The organism is Amycolatopsis pretoriensis, assembly GCF_900107925.1.
In the GTDB taxonomy this organism is placed as follows: domain Bacteria; phylum Actinomycetota; class Actinomycetes; order Mycobacteriales; family Pseudonocardiaceae; genus Amycolatopsis; species Amycolatopsis pretoriensis.
Map to the genome: position 1 here is coordinate 15,517 of NZ_FNUJ01000009.1, position 21,942 is coordinate 37,458.

The 21,942-nt window shown below is 69.8% G+C and carries 18 protein-coding genes; 12 read left to right on the plus strand and 6 right to left on the minus strand.

Annotated elements, in window-relative coordinates:
- Positions 1–18: 18 nt before the first annotated feature.
- Together BLV96_RS35665 and sdhC are read right to left on the minus strand one after the other, a co-directional pair.
- Positions 19–432 carry a succinate dehydrogenase hydrophobic membrane anchor subunit gene (locus BLV96_RS35665; RefSeq protein WP_086679645.1) on the minus strand — a complete coding sequence of 138 codons (414 nt, stop codon included), beginning with the start codon at positions 430–432 and terminating at the stop codon, positions 19–21.
- 1 nt (position 433) lies between these two features.
- Entirely contained in the window at positions 434–877 is a 444-nt protein-coding gene (gene sdhC, locus BLV96_RS35670; protein WP_086679648.1) for a succinate dehydrogenase, cytochrome b556 subunit, read from the minus strand.
- A gap of 393 nt (positions 878–1,270) precedes the next feature.
- On the opposite strand from sdhC, the gene BLV96_RS35675 reads away from it, so the two are divergent.
- The 7 genes from BLV96_RS35675 to BLV96_RS35705 all read left to right on the plus strand — a co-directional run bounded on the left by BLV96_RS35675 (position 1,271) and on the right by BLV96_RS35705 (position 10,400).
- A complete protein-coding gene (locus BLV96_RS35675; RefSeq protein WP_086679651.1) occupies positions 1,271–3,262 on the plus strand; it encodes an NPCBM/NEW2 domain-containing protein in 1,992 nt (663 codons plus the stop codon).
- Positions 3,263–3,581: 319 nt separating this feature from the next.
- A complete protein-coding gene (locus tag BLV96_RS35680; protein WP_086679654.1) occupies positions 3,582–4,727 on the plus strand; it encodes a BMP family lipoprotein in 1,146 nt (381 codons plus the stop codon).
- A 78-nt stretch (positions 4,728–4,805) separates the two neighbouring features.
- Positions 4,806–6,377: an ABC transporter ATP-binding protein gene (locus tag BLV96_RS35685; protein WP_086679657.1), complete on the plus strand. Its 1,572-nt coding sequence runs from the start codon at positions 4,806–4,808 to the stop codon at positions 6,375–6,377.
- Entirely contained in the window at positions 6,374–7,465 is a 1,092-nt protein-coding gene (locus BLV96_RS35690) for an ABC transporter permease (protein WP_086679662.1), read from the plus strand. Before BLV96_RS35685 ends, BLV96_RS35690 begins: the two co-directional genes overlap by 4 nt.
- A gap of 32 nt (positions 7,466–7,497) precedes the next feature.
- Positions 7,498–8,730, plus strand: a complete 1,233-nt coding sequence (locus BLV96_RS35695) for an ABC transporter permease (protein ID WP_086679675.1) — start codon at positions 7,498–7,500, stop codon at positions 8,728–8,730.
- The gene (locus BLV96_RS35700) at positions 8,731–9,120 is read left to right on the plus strand and encodes a cytidine deaminase (RefSeq protein ID WP_086679666.1); all 390 of its coding nucleotides are present in this window, start codon (positions 8,731–8,733) and stop codon (positions 9,118–9,120) included.
- Positions 9,117–10,400, plus strand: a complete 1,284-nt coding sequence (locus BLV96_RS35705; RefSeq protein WP_086679669.1) for a thymidine phosphorylase — start codon at positions 9,117–9,119, stop codon at positions 10,398–10,400. The genes BLV96_RS35700 and BLV96_RS35705 overlap by 4 nt, the downstream gene beginning before the upstream one ends.
- Positions 10,401–10,568: 168 nt before the next feature.
- Here BLV96_RS35705 and BLV96_RS35710 read toward each other — a convergent pair whose 3' ends face one another.
- The gene (locus tag BLV96_RS35710) at positions 10,569–11,660 is read right to left on the minus strand and encodes a PA containing protein (RefSeq protein WP_091390006.1); all 1,092 of its coding nucleotides are present in this window, start codon (positions 11,658–11,660) and stop codon (positions 10,569–10,571) included.
- Positions 11,661–11,873: 213 nt separating this feature from the next.
- On the opposite strand from BLV96_RS35710, the gene BLV96_RS35715 reads away from it, so the two are divergent.
- Both BLV96_RS35715 and BLV96_RS35720 read left to right on the plus strand, forming a co-directional pair.
- Positions 11,874–12,968 (plus strand): adenosine deaminase, encoded by a 1,095-nt coding sequence (locus BLV96_RS35715; RefSeq protein ID WP_086682530.1) that lies wholly within the window; start codon positions 11,874–11,876, stop codon positions 12,966–12,968.
- A 90-nt stretch (positions 12,969–13,058) separates the two neighbouring features.
- The gene (locus BLV96_RS35720) at positions 13,059–14,270 is read left to right on the plus strand and encodes an MFS transporter (protein WP_091390008.1); all 1,212 of its coding nucleotides are present in this window, start codon (positions 13,059–13,061) and stop codon (positions 14,268–14,270) included.
- Positions 14,271–14,599: 329 nt separating this feature from the next.
- Here BLV96_RS35720 and BLV96_RS35725 read toward each other — a convergent pair whose 3' ends face one another.
- A complete protein-coding gene (locus tag BLV96_RS35725) occupies positions 14,600–15,859 on the minus strand; it encodes a primosomal protein (RefSeq protein WP_091390010.1) in 1,260 nt (419 codons plus the stop codon).
- A gap of 147 nt (positions 15,860–16,006) precedes the next feature.
- On the opposite strand from BLV96_RS35725, the gene BLV96_RS35730 reads away from it, so the two are divergent.
- The 3 genes from BLV96_RS35730 to BLV96_RS50045 are packed head-to-tail and all read left to right on the plus strand — an operon-like array spanning position 16,007 to position 19,827.
- Positions 16,007–18,511 (plus strand): DEAD/DEAH box helicase, encoded by a 2,505-nt coding sequence (locus BLV96_RS35730; RefSeq protein ID WP_091390013.1) that lies wholly within the window; start codon positions 16,007–16,009, stop codon positions 18,509–18,511.
- A 38-nt stretch (positions 18,512–18,549) separates the two neighbouring features.
- Positions 18,550–19,620 carry a C45 family autoproteolytic acyltransferase/hydrolase gene (locus tag BLV96_RS35735; RefSeq protein WP_091390014.1) on the plus strand — a complete coding sequence of 357 codons (1,071 nt, stop codon included), beginning with the start codon at positions 18,550–18,552 and terminating at the stop codon, positions 19,618–19,620.
- Positions 19,621–19,671: 51 nt separating this feature from the next.
- Positions 19,672–19,827: a hypothetical protein gene (locus BLV96_RS50045; RefSeq protein ID WP_167379845.1), complete on the plus strand. Its 156-nt coding sequence runs from the start codon at positions 19,672–19,674 to the stop codon at positions 19,825–19,827.
- 141 nt (positions 19,828–19,968) lie between these two features.
- Here the strand turns inward: BLV96_RS50045 and BLV96_RS35745 are convergent, their stop codons facing one another.
- Both BLV96_RS35745 and BLV96_RS35750 read right to left on the minus strand, forming a co-directional pair.
- Entirely contained in the window at positions 19,969–20,619 is a 651-nt protein-coding gene (locus BLV96_RS35745) for a hypothetical protein (protein WP_244180723.1), read from the minus strand.
- 260 nt (positions 20,620–20,879) lie between these two features.
- A complete protein-coding gene (locus BLV96_RS35750; protein ID WP_091390017.1) occupies positions 20,880–21,869 on the minus strand; it encodes a sugar-binding transcriptional regulator in 990 nt (329 codons plus the stop codon).
- Between the last annotated feature and the right edge of the window lie 73 nt (positions 21,870–21,942).

Here is a 21,942-nt window from a genome sequence, read left to right on the forward strand (position 1 = left end):
TGGGAGGTCTCCGGGGCTTCAGTTCGCGGGCATGTTCGGGTCGAAGGTGAAGATCACCATCGTGCCGACGGCCAGGATCAGCACCATCGAGACGTAGAGCAGGATCTTCAGCCAGAACCGCGTGCTGTCCTTGCGCGCGTAGTCGTCGATGATGGTGCGCAGGCCGTTGCCGCCGTGGATCTCGGCGAGCCAGAGCATGGCCAGGTCCCAGAACTGCCAGAACGGCGAGGCCCAGCGGCCGGCCACGAAGCCCCAGTTGATCCGGTGCACGCCGCCGTCGAGGATGTTCATGATCAGCAGGTGGCCGAGCACCAGGATGATCAGGGCCAGTCCGGAGATCCGCATGAACAGCCAGCTGTAGAGCTCGAAGTTGCTGCGGCGGGCGGCGGGACGCTTCGGCGCGCGGGGGTTGGCGATCGCGAGGTCGGCCATGTCAGTTACCCCCGAAGAGCGTTTCGACGGTGCGCTTCAGCATGAAGAACGCACCGGGGACCATCACGACGACCCAGACCACGCCGATGACCCACAGCATCGCCTTCTGCAGCTTCGGGCCCTTCGACCAGAAGTCGACCAGCATGACGCGGATGCCGTTGAGCGCGTGGAAGAGCACCGCGCCGACGAGGCCGACCTCCAGGAGGTTCACGATCGGCGTCTTGTAGGTCTCGATGACCTGGTCGTAGGTGTTCGGCGACACGCGCACCAGCGCGGTGTCGAGCACGTGGACGAACAGGAAGAAGAATGTGAGCACGCCGGTGATGCGGTGCAGCACCCAGGACCACATGCCGGGGTCACCCCGGTAGAAGGTCCCTTGCCGGCGTGAGGCACCCGCCCGATCGCTCGCGCCTGCCGAAGCGGCAGTGCTCGCCGTGGTGGACATCGGTGAACGGCCTCCAACGTCTGACTATGTGCCCGGTGGCCGTGAGGTCCGCAGTCGCCGTGAAACGGCGGCAGTGCCGAGATCAACGTCATCGAGCCTGGATGAATCGGATGCTAGACCCGCACCCGGCACCCGGCTCACCTCCGGGTTCCTGTCTGTGATGGACCAGACACCGGTACCGGGGCACCGCCACCCGGTGGTGTGGCGCAGCGCACTCGGCGGCGCGACGGTCCCGATCAGCGGAAACGCGGTAGGTCGGACCTCTGAGAAATCTCATATCTGATGCACTACGCCAATAGGCTGGCTGAGTTCGTGGATTGTTGACCGGACTTCACGCTGTTCCTACTGTCGCTCGCATAGACATCGGACCTTTCACGATGGGGTGACGTTCTGGTGAGACGACTCGGCCTGGTGATCGCCGTCGCGGCGCTGCTGCCCGTGGTGGCGGTCACTCCCGCGCAGGCACTGCCGGACGGACTGGCGCCGACTCCGCCGATGGGCTTCAACAACTGGAACACGACGGGCTGCGCCGTCGACGAGCAGCTCATCCGCGACACCGCCGACCTCTTCGTCGACAAAGGACTCAAGGCCGCCGGCTACCAGTACGTGAACGTCGACGACTGCTGGGCCGAGCCGGCGCGTGATGCCGACGGCCGGATGCAGGCGAACAAGGCGCGCTTCCCCAGCGGGATCAAGGCACTCGCCGACTACGTCCACGCGAAGGGCCTCAAGTTCGGCATCTACACCAGCGCGGGCACGCTGACCTGCGCGAAGACCCAGCCCGGCGCGCTGGACCACGAAGACGTCGACGCGCAGACGTTCGCGGACTGGGGCGTCGACTACCTCAAGTACGACAACTGCAACAACCAGGGCCGGCCCGCGCTCGAGCGCTACACGAAGATGCGCGACGCGCTGAAGAAGACCGGTCGCCCGATCGTGTACTCGCTGTGCGAGTGGGGCGAGAACAAGCCGTGGGAGTGGGGCGCGGACGTCGGCCACCTGTGGCGCACCACCGGCGACATCAAGGACAACTGGGCGAAGGTCGTCCAGATCCTCAAGGCGAACGCGCCGCTCGCGCCGTACGCCGGGCCGGGGCACTGGAACGATCCCGACATGCTCGAGGTCGGCAACGGCGGCATGACGACCGAGGAGTACCGGTCGCACTTCTCGCTGTGGGCGATGATGGCCGCGCCGCTGCTCATCGGCGCCGATCTGCGGAAGGTGCCGCCGGCGGACTTCGACGTGCTGCGCAACACCGAGGTCATCGCGCTCGACCAGGACCGCCGCGGGGTCCAGGCCCGCGTGCTGTCCAACCAGGACGGTCACTGGGTCTTCGCCAAGCCCCTCGCGAACGGCGACGTCGCGGTCGCGCTCTTCAACGAGACGACGTCGAGCGCGGCGATCGGCACCACCGCGGCCGCCGCGGGCCTGCCGAAGGCCGCCGGCTACACCGCGCGGGACCTCTGGGGCCACCGCGACCTCCAGACCGCCGGCCGGCTCTCCGCGGTCGTCCCGCCGCACGCGACGGTGGTCTACCGGGTGCACGCGGGCGGCGCCTGGCTGCGGGCCGAACCCCTGGTCAGCACCGGCCTCGAGCTGGCCGCGCCGGTGCCGGGCGTCCCGGGGGAGATCACGCCGGCCGGGAAACCCTTCGAGGTGACGGTGTCCGCGACCGACGAGGCCCGCGTCCCGGTGTTCGACCCGCGCGTCACGCTCACCGCGCCCGCCGGCTGGCGGGTCGAGCAGCTCGCGCGGCCCCGGGAGTTCGTGCTGGGCACCGGCGACACGGCGGCGGGGCGCTGGCGCGTGACCCCGCCGTCCGGCACCGAAGGCACGACGGCGGTCCTGCGCGGCGGCGTCACGTACCGGGCGCTCGGCTTCGGGCAGCGGAGCTGGGCCGGTTCCCAGCAGCTGACGGTCCCGACGGCCCCGCCCGCGGCCCCGGCGTGGGCGAGCGACCTGCGCTGGGCGGCGGAGAAGAACGGCTACGGCCCGGTCGAGCGCGACATGTCCAACGGCAGCATCCCGGCGGGCGACGGCAAGCCGCTGACGATCAACGGCGTGGGCTACTCGAAGGGGTTGGGCGCCCACGCACCCAGCGAAGTCGTCTTCTACGTGGGCGGCCGCTGCACGGCGTTCACGGCGGACGTCGGCGTCGACGACGAACGCGAGGCGACGAACAAGCAGGGCTCGACGACGTTCGAGGTCTACGCGGACGGCTCCCGCGTGGCGGCGACGGGACTCCGGACCTGGCAGGACCCGGCGTTGCCCCTGAACGCCGACTTGCAGGGGGCCCAGTACCTGAGGCTCGTGGTCACCGACGGCGGCGACGGCAACTCCTACGACCGCGCCGACTGGGCCGCCGCGCGGCTCACCTGCGGCTGAACGGGCGTCATCTCACAGGGTGACCGGGCTGGCCCAACCTTCGGTCAGCCCGGCACACTGAGTGACACAAAACGGCATTTAAGCCGTCCCAGAGCGCGGCCAACCGCCGAAAGTAGCGCCGAACGGGGACGATGATCACGTTCGGTGTCCAGTTCGTCGCGCGCAAGACTGCTGAGTAAACGTTTGTGTTACGTAGCGTGCCTTTCCTATGGCGCATTCCTGTCCGGCGGGTACGGTCCACCAGTCGACCCGGCAGTGGGCCCGGTCGTGCCCTGGACATCCGCTGGATCAGCGGGGAGGGAGAAACACGTTGCGTCGCATGCGTGGAACCGCGCTGGCCGCCGCGGCCATGGCCGGGGTGCTCGCCCTGGCCGGGTGCGCCAAGGACTCCGGCGGTGGGAACAGCTCGAACAACACCGCGGCCTCGTCGGGTGGCGGCTCGGACTGCGTCACCGCGCAGAAGCCGCCCGCGGCCCCCGCCGCGTCGAGCAGCACGGCCGCCGCCGGTGGCAAGGTCGACGGCAGCAAGCTGAAGATCGGCCTGGCCTTCGACGTCGGCGGCCGGGGTGACGCGTCGTTCAACGACGCCGCCGCCGCGGGTACCGACAAGGCGAAGAGCGAGCTCGGCGTCACGACGGTCAACGAGAGCACCGCCAGCGCCAGCGAAGCCGAGTCGGCCAAGCAGCAGCGCCTCGACCAGATGGCCTCCTCGGGCCTCAACCCGATCGTCGCGGTCGGGTTCGCCTACGCCGACTCGGTCAAGGCCGTCGCCGCCAAGTACCCGAACACCAAGTTCGCGATCGTCGACGACGACTCGATCACGCTGCCGAACGTCACGCCGCTGGTCTTCGCCGAGGAGCAGGGCTCGTTCCTGGCCGGCGTCGCCGCCGCGTACAAGAGCAAGAGCTGCCACATCGGCTTCGTCGGCGGCGTCAACACCCCGCTGATCCAGAAGTTCGAGGCCGGCTTCCTGCAGGGCGCGAAGACGGTTTCGTCCAAGATCAAGATCGAGGACGAGTACCTGACCCCGGCCGGTGACTTCTCCGGGTTCCAGGACCCGCCGAAGGGCAACGCGAAGGCCGCGGCCGAGATCGCCAAGGGCGCGGACGTCATCTACCACGCCGCCGGCGCCTCGGGTAAGGGCGTGTTCGACGCCGCCAAGGCGGGCAACGCGCTGGCCATCGGCGTCGACTCCGACCAGTACAACCAGAAGACCGTCGCGGCCGACAAGGACGTCATCATCACGTCCATGCTCAAGCGCGTCGACGTCGCGGTGTTCGACTACATCCAGGCCGTCGCCAAGGGTGACCTGACCGGCCTGCCGAAGCGGTTCGACCTCAAGGTCGACGGCGTCGGCTACGCCACCTCCGGCGGCAAGGTCGACGACATCAAGGACGTCCTCGACGGGTACAAGGCCCAGATCATCTCGGGCGCGATCACCGTTTCGGACAAGCCGCAGAAGTAGTTCAACGCGTGCCGGGGCTCGGAGGGAATTTCCCTCCGGGCCCCTCACGCGTTCCAGAGATATGGAATCCTCCCGCCCATGAGCACTGCCGAGGCCCCGGCCGAGGCCGTCCCCGACCGGGGCGTCCCCGCCGTCCAGCTGACCGGGATCACCAAACGGTTCCCGGGTGTGGTGGCCAACTCCGACGTCAACCTCACCGTCGCCGCGGGCGAGGTGCACGCCATCTGTGGCGAGAACGGCGCCGGCAAGTCCACCCTGATGAAGATCCTCTACGGCATGCAGCCGCCGGACGAGGGCACCATCGCGATCAACGGCGAAGAGGTGAAGCTGCGCAACCCGCAGGACGCCATCCGCGCCGGGATCGGCATGGTGCACCAGCACTTCATGCTGGCCGACAACCTCACGGTCGGCGAGAACGTCTTCCTCGGCGCCGAGGGCCTGCACGGCATCGGCCGCGCCGCCCGCGCGCGGCTGGCCGAGCTCGCCGAGCGGACCGGGCTGCACGCCAAGCCCGAGACGCTGCTGGAGGAGCTCGGCGTCGCCGACCGCCAGCGCGTCGAGATCGTCAAGGTGCTCTACCGCGGGGCGAAGATCATCATCCTGGACGAGCCGACCGCGGTGCTGGTGCCGCAGGAGGTCGACGCGCTCTTCGCGACCGTCCGGGAGATGAAGGCCGACGGCTACACGTTCCTCTTCATCTCGCACAAGCTCGACGAGGTGCGCGCGATCGCCGACACCGTCACGGTGATCCGCCGCGGCACCACCGTCGGCACCGCCGACCCGAAGACCATCACCTCGCGCCAGCTCGCGGAGATGATGGTCGGCTCGGAGCTGCCCAGCCCGGAGACCCGCGAGTCCACGGTCACCGACCGGGACGTGCTGCGGCTGACCGGGCTGACACTCGGCGCCGAAGGCTCGGACCGCAACGCGCTCGACGACGTCACCTTCACCGTGCACGCGGGGGAGGTGCTCGGCGTCGCCGGCGTCGAAGGCAACGGCCAGACCGAGCTCGTCGAGACGATCATGGGCATGCGCAAGCCGTCCGGCGGCACCATCGAGCTGGTTGACGCCGAAGGCAAGGCGCGCGACCTGACGAAGGCGGGCACGCTGGCGCGGCGCGAGGCCGGCATCGGCTACATCGCCGAAGACCGCACGCGGCACAGCCTGCTGCTCACGCAGCCGTTGTGGGTCAACCGGATCCTCGGTTACCAGACCCGCGAACCGGTCTCCAAAGGACAGTTGCTCGACATCGCGGGCGCCCGCGCGGACACCGAGCGGATCGTGCGCGACTACGACGTCCGCACGCCCGGCATCGACGTCCCGGCCGCGGCGCTTTCGGGCGGCAACCAGCAGAAGCTGATCGTCGGGCGCGAGCTGTCGGGCAACCCGGTGCTGCTCATCGCCTCGCACCCCACGCGCGGGGTCGACGTCGGCGCGCAGGCGCTGATCTGGGAGAACATCCGCCAGGCCCGGGCCGACGGCCTCGCGGTGCTGCTCATTTCCGCCGACCTCGACGAGCTGATCGGCCTGTCGGACACGATCCGCGTCATGCTGCGCGGGCGGCTCGTCACCGAGGCCGACCCCGCCACCGTGACGCCGCAGGAACTGGGTTCGGCGATGACCGGCGCCGGAGAGGGTGACGAAGAATGACTTCCTGGCGCACGAAACTGCTGCCACCGCTGCTGGCGATCGTCTTCGCCGTGCTGCTGTCGGCGATCGCGCTGATCATCTCCGGCGCCGACCCGCTGCAGGCGTACGGCACGATGATCGGCCAGATGTTCAAGGGCTCGACCGCGGTCGACACCGTGAACCTCGCGACCGTGTACTACCTGTCCGGGCTCGCGGTCGCCATCGGCTTCCAGATGAACCTCTTCAACATCGGCGTCGAGGGCCAGTACCGCTTCGCCGCCGTCATCGCCGCCATCGCGGGCGGCGCGATGAAGCTGCCGCCGGTCATCCACGTGCTCGCGATCCTGGTGGTCGCGGTCGTGGCGGGCATGGCCTACGCGGCCGTCCCGGCGATCCTCAAGGTGACCCGCGGGGTCAGCGAGGTCATCTCGACGATCATGCTCAACGCGATCGTCGCCGGGATCATCGCGTTCCTCATCAACGCCGACCAGTTCGGCGTGCAGCGCGGCAACAACATCGGCACCCGCGTGATCGAGCCCTCGGGCCGGATCCCCGGCATCCCGCTCGGCTCCGGCACGCTCTTCGGGTTCGTGGTCATCGCCGCGATCGTCGGCGCGGCCTACTGGTTCATGCTCAACCGCACGCGGTTCGGCTTCGAGCTGAAGGCGTCCGGCGAGTCCACCACGGCCGCGGCCGCCGGCGGCGTCAACGCCAAGAAGATGACGCTCATCGCGATGCTGCTCTCCGGTGGCGTGGCCGGCCTGGTCGCCATGCCGGAGCTGCTCGGCCGCGACTACAGCTACGGCATCACCGCGACCCAGATGTACGGCTTCACCGGCATCGCGGTCGCGCTGCTGGGCCGCAACCACCCCGGCGGCATCGCGCTCGGCGCGCTGCTGTGGGCGTTCCTCGACACCTCCGCGGTGTCGCTGGAGCAGATCAACGTGTCCAAGGAGATCGCGACGATCATGCAGGGCATCATCGTGCTGTCGGTCGTCGTGGCGTACGAAGTCGTGCGCCGGGCCGACCTCGCGGCCGAACAACGGAGGGTGGGCCGCGCGCTCGCCGGCCGCAAGGGTTCCTCGGTCACCGAAGGGGGTGCGGTGTGATCACCGACGTCGCTCCCGAATCCGGTTCCACCATGCCGGTGCAGCAGCGCAAGCGGGGCCGGGTCCCCGGCTGGCTGCGCGGCGTGATCTGGGCCGTCATCGCGATCGCCGTCATCTCGACGGCTTCGTACTCCACCGGCGTCGCCGCGCTGACGTCGTCCAACACCGCGTCGACGGCGTTGCGCCTGGCGCTGCCGATCCTGCTGTGCGCGCTGGGCGGCCTCTGGGCCGAACGCGCGGGCGTGGTCAACATCGGCCTCGAGGGCATGATGATCCTCGGGACCTGGGGCGCCGCCTGGGGTTCGTACAACGGCGGTGTCTGGGCCGGCCTGATCTCCGCGATCGTGTTCGGCGCGCTGGGCGGGCTGCTGCACGCGGTGGCGACGGTGACGTTCAACGTCAACCACATCGTCTCCGGTGTCGCGATCAACCTGCTCGGCCTGGGTGTCACGAAGTACCTGGCGAACCTGATCTTCGCGCCGATCTCCGGAAACCCGCGGCAGTCGCCGGTGGTGCCGAAGTTCGACACCTACTCGGCGTCGTTCCTCTCGGACTGGCTGGGCGACCTCGAGAAGGAGCAGCGCGTCGGGATCTCCGACGTCGCCGGCATCCTGCGCGGGCTGGTCACCGAGGTGGCGCCGCTGACGATGATCGCGATCATCCTCATCCCGGTGAGCTTCTGGGTGCTCTGGCGGACCCGGTTCGGCCTGCGGCTGCGCTCGTGCGGCGAGAACCCGGTCGCCGCGGAGTCCCTGGGCGTCAACGTGTACCTGCACAAGTACGTCGCCGTCATCATCTCGGGCGCGTTCGCCGGCATGGGCGGGGCGTCCCTGGTGCTGCTGCGCGGCGGCGCGGACTACCTGGAGAACCAGACGAACGGCCGCGGGTACATCGGTCTCGCGGCGATGATCTTCGGCAACTGGCGCCCGGGCGGCCTGCTCGGCGGCGCGGCGCTGTTCGGCTACGCGGACGGCCTGCAGTTGGCCGGCGGCGGCGAAGCGGTGCTCGCGCTGCTGTACGGCGCGGTGATCCTGGTCGGCGTGATCGTCGTCGTGCAGCTGTTCCGCAAGCAGTGGATCGCCGCCGGGCTCGGCGTCGTCGGCGCGGGCGTGCTGTACGCGATCTACTGGTCGAACGACACGCTGCCGTCCGACCTGATCCCGTACACCGCGCACTTCGTGACGCTGATCGTGCTGGCGGTGGCTTCGCAGCGGCTGCGGCCGCCGAAGGCCGACGGGCAGCCGTACCGGCGGGGTGAGGACTGAGTGTCTACTGTGGACTGGGATGCGCTGCGCGCGCGGGCCATCGAGGCCGCTTCCCATGCGTACGCGCCTTATTCGGGCCTGCACGTCGGGGTCGCCGGAATCGTCGACGACGGCCGGGTCGTGACCGGGTGCAACGTCGAGAACGCGTCCTACGGGCTCGGGCTGTGCGCGGAGTGCACGATGGCCGGGCAGCTGCGGCTGTCCGGCGGCGGTCGATTGGTGGCCGTGGCGTGCCGCAGCGGCGCGGGTGACCTGCTGATGCCGTGTGGACGGTGCCGACAGATCCTGTTCGAGCTGGGCGGTTCTTCGTGTCTGGTGGACACGCCCAGCGGGATCCTGCCGATGTCCGACGTCCTGCCGGACGCCTTCGGCCCGGACGACCTGCCGTGAGCGGGTTCGCTGCGGTCGACGTCATCCGCGCCAAGCGGGACGGCGGCACGCTCTCCGACGAGCAGATCGACTGGGTCGTCGACGCCTACACCCACGGTGTCGTCGCCGAAGAGCAGATGTCGGCGCTAGCGATGGCGATCTTCCTGCGGGGGATGACCTCGGCGGAGATCTCGCGCTGGACGCACGCGATGATCGCGTCGGGGGAGCGGCTGTCTTTGGACGTTTCCCGGCCGACTGTCGACAAGCATTCGACCGGCGGGGTCGGCGACAAGATCACGCTGCCGCTGGCGCCGCTCGTGGCCGCGTGCGGCGCGGCGGTGCCGCAGCTGTCCGGGCGCGGGCTCGGCCACACCGGCGGCACGCTCGACAAGCTGGAGTCCATCCCCGGCTGGCGTGCGTCACTGTCCACTTCGGAGATTCAGGCGCAGCTGAACGACGTCGGCGCGGTGGTCTGCGCGGCGACGTCCGGGCTCGCGCCGGCGGACAAGAAGCTGTACGCGCTGCGGGACGTGACGTCCACAGTGGAGTCGATCCCGCTGATCGCCAGCTCGATCATGAGCAAGAAGATCGCCGAAGGGGCGTCCGGGCTGGTCCTGGACGTGAAGTTCGGGTCGGGCGCGTTCATGAAGACGCTTTCCCAGGCCCGGGAACTGGCCTCGACGCTGACGTCGATCGGCCGCGACCACGGCGTCCCGACGACGGCGTTGCTGACCGACATGAACGTCCCGCTGGGGCGCGCGGTCGGCAACGCGGTGGAGGTCGCGGAGTCCGTCGACGTGCTCAAGGGCGGCGGGCCGGCGGACGTCGTCGAGCTGACGCTCGCCCTGGCTCGGGAGATGCTGGCCCTGGCCGGGATTTCGACGGACCCGGCGGCGGTGCTGGCTTCGGGTGAGGCGTACGAGACGTGGTGCCGGATGATCGCCGCCCAGGGCGGCGACCCGTCGGCGCCGCTGCCGACGCCGTCCCACGTCCACACGGTCGTCGCTCCGGCTTCGGGCGTGCTGGCCTCGCTGGACGCCTACGCGGTGGGCGTCGCGGCGTGGCGGCTGGGCGCGGGCCGGGCCCGCAAGGAGGACCCGGTCCAGGCCGCGGCGGGCGTGCTGTGCCTGGCCAAGCCCGGCGACACCGTCTCCGAGGGCGAGCCGCTGCTGGAGCTGCACACGGACACACCCGACGCGGTCCCCGCGGCCCTGGAGGCACTCGAAGGCGGCTTCACGGTCGCTGCGGCAGCGTCGGCTCCGGAACCGATCGTCCGGGAGACGATCCGCGGCCAGCTGTGATGATCATCGCGAAGATGATCACCCGACCGAGTGACCCCCACGGAGCTTTCACGTGAAAGCTCCGCCCCCAGGTCGCAGCTTTCACGTGAAAGCGACCTGGAGTGGTCACTCCGGAACATGAGAAAGGCCCCCGCCGGTTCGTCCGGCGGGGGCCTTCTTCGTGTGGTCTTACTCCGTGGCTTCTTCCGAGCCTTCGCCCGTCTTGGCCTTCACGTCCGCGGCCTTCGGGGCGCGGCCGTTGCGGGAGCTGCGACGCGGCTGGCGCGGGGCCGGCGGGGGCGGGGCGATCTGCTGGACGGCCGGGCCGCCGCCGAGCATGAGCTCCGCGAACGTCGCCATCGCCTCGTCGAGCTGGCCGCCGATGCGGCGGACGCTCTCGTCGTTGCTCTTGCGGACCAGCGAGTCCACCGAGTCGGAGTCCGGCTGCTTGGCCAGCGTGTCCTCGACCTTCGACAGGCCGCTCTTGAGCGCGCCGTCGAGGTCGCCGATGCCGGAGAGGAAGCCGTCCTCCACCTTGTCGAGGCGGCCGGCCAGCTCGTCGAGGCGGGTGGTGACCGTCTCGAGGCGGTTGCCCAGCTTCTCCAGGCGGTCCGAGGCGTCGATCATCTCGCCGGTCTCGGTCAGCGCCGTCTTGAGCGCCTCGGTGTTCGCGCCGATCCGCTCCTTGGTGGCGCGGTCCAGCTCGTCGACCTTCGCGCGCAGCTCGTGGTCGGCGGTGTCGACGCGCTCGCGCAGCGTCGACTCGGCCTGCTCGATCCGCTCGCGGACCGGGCCGTGCACCGACTGCGGGATCGAGTCGAGCTTCGCGTCCTGCTTGTCGAGGTGCCCGCCCAGCTCGTCGAGCCGGCGGTGGATGTTCTGGAGCTTGTCCTCGAGCCCGTCCATCCGCCCGGCGACACCTTCGAAGCGCGCGGCGACGCCGTCGAGGCGGCCGTCGAGCTGCGCGAAGGGCTTGGCGAGCTTGTCCGGCAGGCTCTCGATCGCGCGGGTCAGCGCCGCGATGGCGTTGTCCTGCGCCTCGAGGCGGGACATCGCCTCGTCGAGGCGTTCGGCCAGGACGCCGACCTCGGTGCGGTCGGGCATCTCGGACAGCCGCTTGCGGACCGCGCCCAGCGAGTCCACCGGCGCGAGGCGGGCGTAGATGTCGTCGAGCGCGTCGAAGATCTGCTGCTGCTCGCTCTCACGCACTTCGGCCGCGCGCACCAGCATGTTGCGCATCCGGTCGAAGGACGGGGCGGCAATGTGGTTGTCAGTGGTCACTGCTGTGTGTCCTTCGTCGGCGGGGAAATGGAGGGACGTGCCACGAAGCTTATCGATTGCAAAAATTGCTGTCTGTATGGCCCCCGTGAAGAGCCTATTGCGGAGGCTGCCCCCGGATGGCCGATTCGTCACATGATCGTCGACGCTGAGGGTTAGCCCCAGCCTGAGACTTACGGCCATGTAGGGGAATGACAACGAGGTTACCGTTGGGGGATGCCTGACGAAAGCCCTGTTCTGACCAGCGAGACACTCCGCCGCGCGCCCAAGGTCCTCCTGCACGACCACCTGGACGGCGGCCTCCGCCCGGCCACCGTCGCCGAGCTCGCCGACGCCACCGGTTATGCCGGTCTGCCCACCACCGACCCGGCCGAGCTGGGCAGCTGGTTCCGCCGGGCGGCCGACTCCGGCTCACTCGTTTCCTACCTCGAGACCTTCGCGCACACGTGCGGAGTGATGCAAACGGAGGAATCCCTGGTCAGGGTCGCCGCGGAGGCGGTCGAGGACCTGGCCGCCGACGGCGTCGTCTACGCCGAGGTGCGCTACGCACCGGAGTTGTTCGTCGAACGCGGTCTGTCACTCGATGCGGTAGTCGAGGCTGTCCAAGCGGGGTTCACGGAGGGCACACGCCGGGTCGCCGCGAACGGCGGCGGCATCCGCGTCGGGACGTTGCTCTGCGCGATGCGCCAGCACGCCCGCGCCCTCGAGATCGCGAGCCTGGCGGTCCGGTACCGCGACGCCGGCGTCGTGGGGTTCGACATCGCCGGCCCCGAAGACGGATTCCCGCCGACCCGCAATCTCGACGCTTTCGAGTATTTGCGGCAGAACAATGCGCATTTCACCATTCACGCCGGAGAAGCGTTCGGCCTGCCGTCCATTTGGGAGGCGATTCAGCATTGCGGCGCCGAGCGGCTCGGGCACGGCGTGCGGATCGTCGAGGACGTCAAGACCGACGCGGACGGCACGGTCCACCTTGGACGGTTGGCCGCGTACGTCCGCGACCGCCGCATCCCCCTGGAGATCTGCCCGACGTCGAACGTCCAAACAGGTACGGTCCGCTCGATCGCCGAGCACCCGCTCGCCCTGCTCAAGCGGCTGCGCTTCCGGGTGACCGTGAACACGGACAACCGGCTGATGAGCGGATGCACGATGACCAGCGAATTCACCACTCTGCACGAGACCTTCGGGTACGGCCTCGACGACTTCCGGTGGTTCACGATCAACGCGATGAAATCCGCGTTCATCGATTTCGACGCACGGCTCGCGCTGATCGACGACGTCATCAAGCCCGGGTACGCCGCGCTGGCCTGACGTCCGCTTCGGGTCCTTGCGGTCCTTAGCCATGCCAACTATCGTTCACTATATAGGAAGTGAGTCCCATATTTTGAGACGGTGAGGACGATGACGCAGGTCGCCGGCGGTGCGGGTGAGCAGGTGCACGCGAGTTCGCGGCGGTGGCTCATCCTCGCGCTCGGCCTCGCCGCGCAGACCGCGAGCTGCTCGTTCCTCTACGGCATCCCGTTCCTGGTCCCGGCCATGCGCGCGGCGGAAGGCCTGACGCTGGCCGAGGCCGGCACGGTCGTCGCGGCGCCGAGCATCGGCCTCCTGTTCACCCTGATCGTGTGGGGCGCGGCTGCGGACCGTTACGGAGAGCGCCTGATCATGGCCCTCGGGCTGGGTGCCTCGGGGTTACTCCTGGTGTACGCCGGGGTCGGAACTCACCCGGTCGGGCTGCTCTTTGGGGTGTTCTTGGCGGCCGGCGCGTGTACGGCTTCGGTGAACGCGGCGAGCGGCCGCGTCGTGATGGGCTGGTTCGCGAAGTCCGAGCGCGGGGTGGCGATGGGCATCCGCCAGACGGCCCAGCCGCTCGGCGTCGGCGTCGCGGCGCTCGGGCTGCCGCCGCTGGCCGCGCACTTCGGGTACCGCGCGGCCGTCCTGCTGCCGGCCGGGCTGGCGATCGTCGTCGCGCTGCTGGTGGCGTGGCTGGTGACGGACCCACCGCGCCCGCCCCGGCCGGCGTCCGGGGAGAAGCCGCCGTCGCCGTACCGGCACGCGGCGCTGTGGCGGGTGCACGGCGCGAGCGCGTTGCTGGTGGTGCCGCAGTTCGCGGTGTCGGCGTTCGCGCCGGTGTACCTGGTGGCGGTGCAGCACTGGAGCCCGTTGTCGGCGGGCTGGTACCTGGCGGTGGTCCAGGTGCTGGGCGCGGCCGGGCGGCTCGGGTCGGGGTGGTGGTCGGACCGGGTGGGCAGCCGGTTGCGGCCGATGCGTCAGCTGGCGGTGTTGAGCTGCGTGGTGATGCTGCTGGTGGCGCTGGGCGACGTCTCGTGGCTCTGGCTGGTGCTGCTGGCACTGGCGCTGGCGGGGATCATCACGGTGGCCGACAACGGGCTGGGCTTCACGGCCTCGGCGGAACTGGCGGGGTTGGCGTGGTCAGGCCGCGCGATGGGGACGCAGAACACGGGGCAGAACATCGCGGCCTCGCTGACCCCGCCACTGCTGGGGCTGGTGATCGGCGACAGCCGGTACGCACTGGCGTTCTGCGTGGCGGCGGTGTTCCCAGCGCTGGCGGTGCTGGTGGTCCCGGTCCGCGCGGAACACGCTTCGGAGGACTGAAGCTGCTCCGGGCCGGTGGGGGCCGGCCGCGGTTGGCCGGCTGCCCGGGGTCGCGGCTGAGGCCGCCACGCCGCCCGCCCGCGGGGGCGCCCCCCGTCTCCAGCGTATCGGCCGCCGCCGACGGAAACCGGTCGCCGAAGCGGCCGACGGCCGAGTTGTCCACATCTCGCCCGGGCTGTGGAACGACCGGACTCGGCCCCCAGATGGCATGAACGACCCGTTCAGGTCGCCGGACGACATGAACGACCCTTTCATGCCATCCGGCGGACCCCGGACACGACGAAGGCCGCCTCCCCAACCTCGGGAGGCGGCCTTCGTGAGCCGAAAGATCAAGCCACCGTGAGCCGGTTCTCGAAGCCCTCCACGAGCTTCCGCCAGGCGCTCTGCTCCGCGTCGAACGGGGCCGACGGCTCCAGGCGCGTCGGGTCCGGGCGCAGCACGAACGACACCAGCCAGCCCAGGCTCTCGTTGCCCGCCAGCGCCGTCTCGGCCGAGTCGTCGCCCGCCCAGTCCGCCGCGTCCGTGATCAGCTCGACCGCCAGCTCCAGCTGCGTCGGGTCGATCGACTCCGGGCCCTCCGCGATGTCCGCGTCCAGGCCCGTCAGGACGTACGTGTTCTCCGGGTCGACCTCGATCTCCAGCTCGCCGGCCGTCGCCTTGGCCAGGACCTCGTCCCACGTGGACACGTCCGCGAGGTCCGTGTCGGCCAGGTCCTTGCCGTCGGCCAGCGCGCGGGCCAGGGCCTTCTCCGACGTGAACACGTCGATCTCGCCCTCGCTGCCCAGGAACACCGGGGTGTCGTCGAGGTAGCAGCGCAGCGTGTAGTACTCCGCGCCGGACGTGATGATCTTGATCGGGTCGATGCCCACCTCGGCCCAGAAGCCGACCGGGCCCTCTTCGACCTCGTCGTCGTCCTCGTCGTCTTCCGAGGAGATCGCCTCGAGGTCCTCTTCACCCTCGGCGCCGGCCTCGGCCTCGGCGGACTCCTCGTGGAACGCCGCCAGCTCCTCGGCGGTCTGCTCGAGCACCTTCTCGTCGACGTCCGGCGTGGTCACCAGGCCGTCGATCGCGTCCAGCACGGTGTCCCACTTCTGCGACACCGTCTCGGACAGGTCGTTCCACACCTGGACGCCGACGCTCCCGGTGAACGGGAGCGTGCCCTGGTCCAGCAGCGAGAAGCCCTCGGTCGAGTCGAGGATCTCGTGCACCTCTTCGAGGTCGCAGACGTCCGCGAGCGACCGCACGATGCCGACGATCTCCGCCAGCTCGGCGATGTGCCAGACGTCCGGCTCCTCGGCGACGAGCTCGGGCACGCCGACGAGGTCGTACGTGTGGTCCTCGTCCGGGATCAGCTCCGGCACGTTCAGCGACGGCACGGCGTCCCACGCCGGGTGGTCGATCAGGTCGTGCCGCTCCGACGTGCGGACGAAGGCGGCCAGGTGCGCGGCGTCCGGGAAGGCGTACAGGTCGTCCTCATCGCCGAGGAACGCTTCCCACTCCTCGCCGTCTTCCCGCCAGCGCGGGGCCCACAGGGTGACGACGTCGCCCTGCGGCAGCCCGAGTTCGATCGGGATGATGTCCTGTGCCATTCCTAAGCCCTCCGGTGTACCGCCCGTGTGCGCGCGACACCGTATCTCCCGGTCGAAGCGCGGTAACGCGAAGCCTACGGGTTTACCACTCGTGATGCGATCGCCCCTGCCGACTTTGCGACGAGCGGATGGCACGATGGACGTCTGATGACTCTCACCGACCTCCTGCCTGCGGAATCCGACCCCGACGCCCTCTTCGAAGCCTTCACGACCTGGACGGCCGATCGGGGCATCGAGCTGTACCCGGCGCAGGAGGAGGCGGTGATGGAGGTCGTCTCCGGATCGAACGTCATCCTCTCGACGCCGACCGGCTCCGGGAAGAGCCTCGTCGCCGTCGGCGCGCACTTCACCGCGCTCGCCCAGGGCCGCCGCAGCTACTACACCGCGCCCATCAAAGCCCTCGTCTCGGAGAAGTTCTTCCAGCTCATCGAGATCTTCGGGGCCGACAACGTCGGGATGATGACGGGTGACTCCAGCGTCAACCCGGACGCCCCGATCATCTGCTGCACGGCCGAAATCCTGGCGAACATCGCGTTGCGGTTCGGTGCCGAGGCGCCGGTCGGGCAGGTCGTCGCCGACGAGTTCCACTTCTACTCCGAGCCCGACCGCGGCTGGGCGTGGCAGGTGCCGCTGCTCGAACTGCCGAACGCGCAGTTCGTCCTGATGTCGGCGACCTTGGGCGACGTGTCCTTCTTCGAAAAGGATCTCACGCGCCGCACCGGCAAGCCGACCGCGGTGGTCACCTCGGCGCAGCGCCCGGTGCCGCTGACCTTCCGGTACGCGCTCACGCCGTTGCACGAAACGATGTCCGAGCTGCTCAACGGCGGTCAGGCGCCCGTCTACGTCGTGCACTTCTCGCAGGCCGCGGCCATCGAACGCGCGCAGACGCTGATGAGCATCAACGTCACGACGAAGGCCGAAAAGGAGGCCATCGCCGAGCTGATCGGCGACTTCCGCTTCGCCGCCGGCTTCGGCAAGACGCTCTCGCGGCTGGTCCGCCACGGCATCGGCGTCCACCACGCCGGCATGCTGCCCAAGTACCGCCGATTGGTCGAGACCTTGGCCCAGTCCGGGCTGCTCAAGGTGATCTGCGGGACCGACACGCTCGGGGTCGGGATCAACGTACCGATCCGGACGGTGGTCTTCTCCGCGCTCACCAAGTACGACGGCGTGCGCCAGCGCCACCTCAAGGCCCGCGAGTTCCACCAGATCGCCGGCCGCGCCGGGCGCGCGGGCTACGACACCGACGGCTACGTCGTCGTGCAGGCGCCCGACCACGTCGTCGAGAACGCGAAGGCGCTGGAGAAGGCGGGCGACGACCCGAAGAAGAAAAAGAAGATCGTCCGGAAGAAGGCCCCGGAAGGGTTTGTCAACTGGACCGAGAGCACGTTCGACCGGCTCATCGCGGCCGAGCCCGAGCCGCTGACGTCGAGCTTCAAGGTCACGCACTCGATGCTGCTCAACGTGATTTCGCGGCCGGGCAACGCGTTCGACTCCATGCGTCACCTCCTGGAGGACAACCACGAGGACCGCGCGTCGCAGCGCAAGCTGATCCTGCGCGCGATCGCGATCTACCGCGCGCTGCTCGCCGCCGGCGTCGTCGAACGACTGTCCGAACCGGACGAGCAGGGCCGGATCATCCGGCTCACCGTCGACCTGCAGTTCGACTTCGCGCTCAACCAGCCGCTTTCGCCGTTCGCGCTGGCCGCGATCGAGCTGTTCGACCTGGAGTCGCCGAGCTACCCGCTCGACGTCGTGTCCACTGTGGAGTCCACGGTGGACAATCCGCGGCCGGTGCTGTCGCAGCAGCAGTTCAAGGCGCGCGGCGAGGCCGTCAACGCGATGAAGGCCGAGGGCATCGAGTACGACGAGCGGATGGAGCTGCTCGAGAACATCACGTACCCGAAGCCCCTGGAAGAGCTGCTGCAGGGCGCGTTCCACAGCTACCGCCAGGGCCACCCGTGGGTCGACGACTACGAGCTGTCGCCCAAGTCCGTCGTGCGCGACATGTACGAGCGCGCGATGAACTTCGTCGAGTACATCGGGTTCTACCAGCTGGCGCGGTCGGAAGGCCTGGTGTTGCGCTACCTCGCCGACGTCTACGACGCGCTGCGCCACACGGTGCCCGACGAGGCCAAGACCGAGCCGCTGCAGGACCTCATCGAGTGGCTCGGCGAGCTCGTCCGGCAGGTCGACTCCAGTCTCCTGGACGAGTGGGAGGCGCTGCGCCACCCGTCCGAAGAAGGGCCGGTGTCGCACCGCCCGCCTCCGGAACCGCCGGGCGTCACCCGCAACGAGCGCGCCTTCCGGGTGCTGGTGCGCAACGAGCTGTTCCGCCGGGTCGAGCTGTTCGCGCGGCGGGCGTGGTTCCCGCTCGGCGAGCTGGACGCCGCTTCGGGGTGGGACGCCGACTCGTGGCAGGAAGCGATCGAGGACTACTTCGAGGAGTACGACTCCCTCGGCACCGGCCCGGACGCGCGCGGCCCGAAGCTGCTGATGATCGAGCAGCAGCCGGACGTCTGGAAGGTCCGCCAGATCTTCGACGACCCGGCGGGCGACCACGACTGGGGCATCAGCGCGGAGGTCGACCTGGCGGCGTCTGACGAAGCCGGCGCTGCGGTGATCCGGGTGACCGACGTGGGCGCGCACTGACCGTTGCGGATTCCTGACTGGTCAGTCATCGTGATCCCATGGTGGCGACAGTGCGGGAGCACCGGATCGGCGACGTGCGCTGGACGATCGTCCGAGGTCCCCGGGAAGCCGCTTTCCACGCGCTGGGCGCGCACGCCGCGGCCGACATCCGGACCGTTTTGGACGGACTGCCGTCGTGGCCGGTCGCGTCGCGGGCCCGGCGGTCGCCGGTGCTGTTCCGGGCGATCGAATCGGCGTCCCAGGTCGAGCACCCGGACGCGTACGCCGAGCTGACGGCGCTGGCGGCGGGCGCGGGAGTGCCGTTCGACGACCTGCTGCTGGCCAACCTGCGCGGCGACCTGGGCGCGGGGGACGGGACGGGCTGCACGGACCTGGCGTGGGCTGGGTCGTCGTCGCTGCTGGGCCACAACGAAGACGGCGCCCCGGTGTTCGACGGGATCGGCCGCCTGCTGACGCTGCTGATCGACGGCGAGCCGGGGGTGTGCGTGTGGTGGTACCCGGGGTTCCTCCCGTCGAACACGTTCACGCTGACCACGCACGGGCTGGTGTGGGGGATCGACAGCGTGAGCGTGGTGACGCCGTCGCCGTGTGCTGGCCGGCACTTCGTGGCGCGAACGGCCCAGCGTGCGTCGGGGTTGGCCGAGGCGGTGTCGGTGTTGCGGTCGCGCCCTTCGGCGGGTGGGTTCGCTTACACGATGGGGCAGGTCGGTTCGCCTGTGGTGACGGTGGTCGAGAAGGCGGGACACGAGACCGCGGTGACCACTGTGGATAGTGGACTTGCCTGGCACACCAACCACTTCCGGCGGTTGTCACCGTCGTTGGATTCGGCGTCGGAGGAGAGCTTGGCGCGCGCCGAGGTGTGCGCGCACCTGGCTCCGGTGGAGCCGGACGTGAAGTGGCTGGTTTCGGCGTTGACTGGTCCTGTGCACCGGAACGCCGTCGACGGCGATCCGCTGATGATGACCTTGAGCACGGTGGTGACGGATTTGGCGTCGGGTGAGGTGACGGTGGTGCCGCGCGGGGGTGGTCCGTTGCGGGCCCGTGCGGCGGATCTGGCTTCCGGCAACCTGGCCGCAGTCGGTGCGCTCAACGGCGCAATCCTCTCCTGACCATGGCCTCCCGGGGTTAGCGTGGACGCTCCGGAAACCTGGGAGGGGACCATGGTGAAGCGATTGCTGGCCGGGATGTTCGTCGCCGGTGTGCTGGCGTTGGGGTTGGCGCCGGTCGCGTCGGCCGCTTCGATGGTGGAGTACGCGCTCGTGCCCACCGCCGTCGAGTACGGAACCGACGCCACCGCCATCGAGTACGGCCTCTGACACTCACCCGGCGGGAGTCAAGATCGCCTGGGCGTCTCCGCCCGCGAACCACAACCCGATGACGAACGCCGCGGTCGCTTGAGGACCGGCTGTGCTCTGGGCGTTGCGGTCTCGTCGAGCGTCGCCAAGGCACTTACGCGCTCACGGCGCTGGGTTCAAGCTTCCTGGCGCCGATCGAGGGATTCGGACGGTGGGCCGCTGCGCACGGCGACGCCGTCGTCGCCGCTCGAACCCGAGCACGATCAGCGTGACCAGCGACAACGCCGGGAGCGGGTAGCCGAGCAGGAGCCCGGCGGTGACGTCGGACGCCGGTGCGATGAGGCCCGCCACGAACACCCACGTCGGCGCGGTCGGCGGCTTCGCGGCCGGGGACCACGGTGTCTTGCGGCCCGGCTTCGCGACCGAAAGCCAGGCCTGGAACGCCAAAGCGCTCGCCATCAGCGATGCCCCGGCGATCTGCGCCCAGGCGACTTCGCCGGTGTCGGCGGACTCGCGCAGGGCGGGGGAGAGCAGGAAGATCCCGGCGTAGAGCTGGATCAGCGTCAGGGCGAACTTGACCAGCACCCACCAGTGCCGGAAGTAGCCCCACGCGGTCGCGCCGGCGAGGAGGAGGCCGGTGAACGCGGAGACGTTCGCCATCGGGGCGAGCAGGACGGAGTCGAGCCGGTCGGCCGGTACCGGCGCGCCCGACGACATGAGCACGACGAGGGCGAGGGCCTGGCTCATCCACGCGACGGACGAGACGACGTGCAGCCAGACGACGGCCTGGCGCCAGCGAGGGGAAGTTTTCACACCTCCCAGGCTCGCGAAGCACGCGCACGGGCACATCGGGCGCGACCCGGGTTTCGCCCCGGAGGCGGGGAGGAGTGGAGTGCGCCAGGGGAAGTACGCGGCCGGGGAGGAGGTACTCCCGCGGGAGTAGGCCAGCCGCGAGATCGGCTCGCCGGCATGGCGGGTTGGCCGCGCCGCTCGGCCGCCGAGCCGCCCACTCGGCGGTGAGGGCGGCGGTGTGGGTGGCGTGCCGCTGCGCACCGCCGGACGAGGAAGCGTTCTCAGCCGCGCGGGGCCGGTGGGTTCTTCGCTGCCAACGCCAGCAACGGCACCGCCGCCGCCGCGTCGGTGATCAGCGTCGACACCATCCCCGACCGCAGCACCGCGTCCACCGCCGCGGCCTTCGGGCGGCTGTACCCCAGCGCGATCACCTCCGGCACCGCCGTCAGTTCCTCATGACTGATCGCCAGCACGTGATGAGCCAACCCCGTCGACAAAGCGTTCCCCGAAGCGTCGAACAACCGCGCCGCCACTTCCGCCGTCGCCCCACGAGCGGCGATCGCCGCTCGCTCGGCCTCGTCCAGGGCGTCGTACACCGTCGACTCGCCCGGCTGCCACGCGCCGATGCTGACCACCGCCTTCGTCAGGTGGCGGAACTGCCCGAACGTCTCCGCGATCCCCGGCTGCCGGCGCAACGTCTCCGTCGTGCGGCGGTCCGGGAGGACCAGCGGGCCGAAGATCGGGTACGCGTCGCCGCCGGACACCGATGTCACGCGGCTGACCGTCTCCACCGAACGGCCGCGCATGTCCATCCCCGCCTGAACCCCGCACAGCTGGACGATCGGGCACCGCGGCAACGACCGGATCGCCTCGGTCATCGCGTTAACCGACCGCGCCCACGACAAGCCAATCACGTCCGACGGCGTCGCGATCTCCTCCAGCAGCCGGGCCGCCAGCGTCCCGATCTTGGCGCGGACGACCTCGCGCGGCTCGCGCTCGGTTGAGCGTTCGAGCACCAGCGCCTGCTTCAGGCCGTACGCCGAGCGCACCTCGTCCGACAGCGCCAGGTCCACCGGCGCCGGCAGCGAGAACTCCACCCTGACCAGGCCGGACTCCATGGCCGTGTCGAGCATCCGGGCCACCTTGAACCGGCTGACGCCGAATTCGTCGGCGATCTCCAGCTTGGAGCGTCCCTGCACGTAGAAGCGCCGGGCGATGGTGGCGAGCAGCATCGCTTCCGAGAGCGACGCGCCCTTGCGAGAAGCGCTCATCTGAGCACTATAGCGCGAAATCCGCCCGAAAGGTTGACGTAACACCGAGGTCAGTCCTGTAATGCCTTCACAT

Coding starts and splice junctions, on each gene's coding strand:
- sdhC (WP_086679648.1), bottom strand. CDS start 877: ATGTCCACCACGGCGAGCACTGCCGCTTCGGCAGGCGCGAGCGATCGG.
- BLV96_RS35685 (WP_086679657.1), top strand. CDS start 4,806: ATGAGCACTGCCGAGGCCCCGGCCGAGGCCGTCCCCGACCGGGGCGTC.
- BLV96_RS35750 (WP_091390017.1), bottom strand. CDS start 21,869: ATGAGCGCTTCTCGCAAGGGCGCGTCGCTCTCGGAAGCGATGCTGCTC.
- BLV96_RS35695 (WP_086679675.1), top strand. CDS start 7,498: ATGCCGGTGCAGCAGCGCAAGCGGGGCCGGGTCCCCGGCTGGCTGCGC.
- BLV96_RS35720 (WP_091390008.1), top strand. CDS start 13,059: ATGACGCAGGTCGCCGGCGGTGCGGGTGAGCAGGTGCACGCGAGTTCG.
- BLV96_RS35680 (WP_086679654.1), top strand. CDS start 3,582: ATGCGTGGAACCGCGCTGGCCGCCGCGGCCATGGCCGGGGTGCTCGCC.
- BLV96_RS35690 (WP_086679662.1), top strand. CDS start 6,374: ATGACTTCCTGGCGCACGAAACTGCTGCCACCGCTGCTGGCGATCGTC.
- BLV96_RS35665 (WP_086679645.1), bottom strand. CDS start 432: ATGGCCGACCTCGCGATCGCCAACCCCCGCGCGCCGAAGCGTCCCGCC.
- BLV96_RS35730 (WP_091390013.1), top strand. CDS start 16,007: ATGACTCTCACCGACCTCCTGCCTGCGGAATCCGACCCCGACGCCCTC.
- BLV96_RS35725 (WP_091390010.1), bottom strand. CDS start 15,859: ATGGCACAGGACATCATCCCGATCGAACTCGGGCTGCCGCAGGGCGAC.
- BLV96_RS50045 (WP_167379845.1), top strand. CDS start 19,672: ATGGTGAAGCGATTGCTGGCCGGGATGTTCGTCGCCGGTGTGCTGGCG.
- BLV96_RS35715 (WP_086682530.1), top strand. CDS start 11,874: ATGCCTGACGAAAGCCCTGTTCTGACCAGCGAGACACTCCGCCGCGCG.
- BLV96_RS35735 (WP_091390014.1), top strand. CDS start 18,550: ATGGTGGCGACAGTGCGGGAGCACCGGATCGGCGACGTGCGCTGGACG.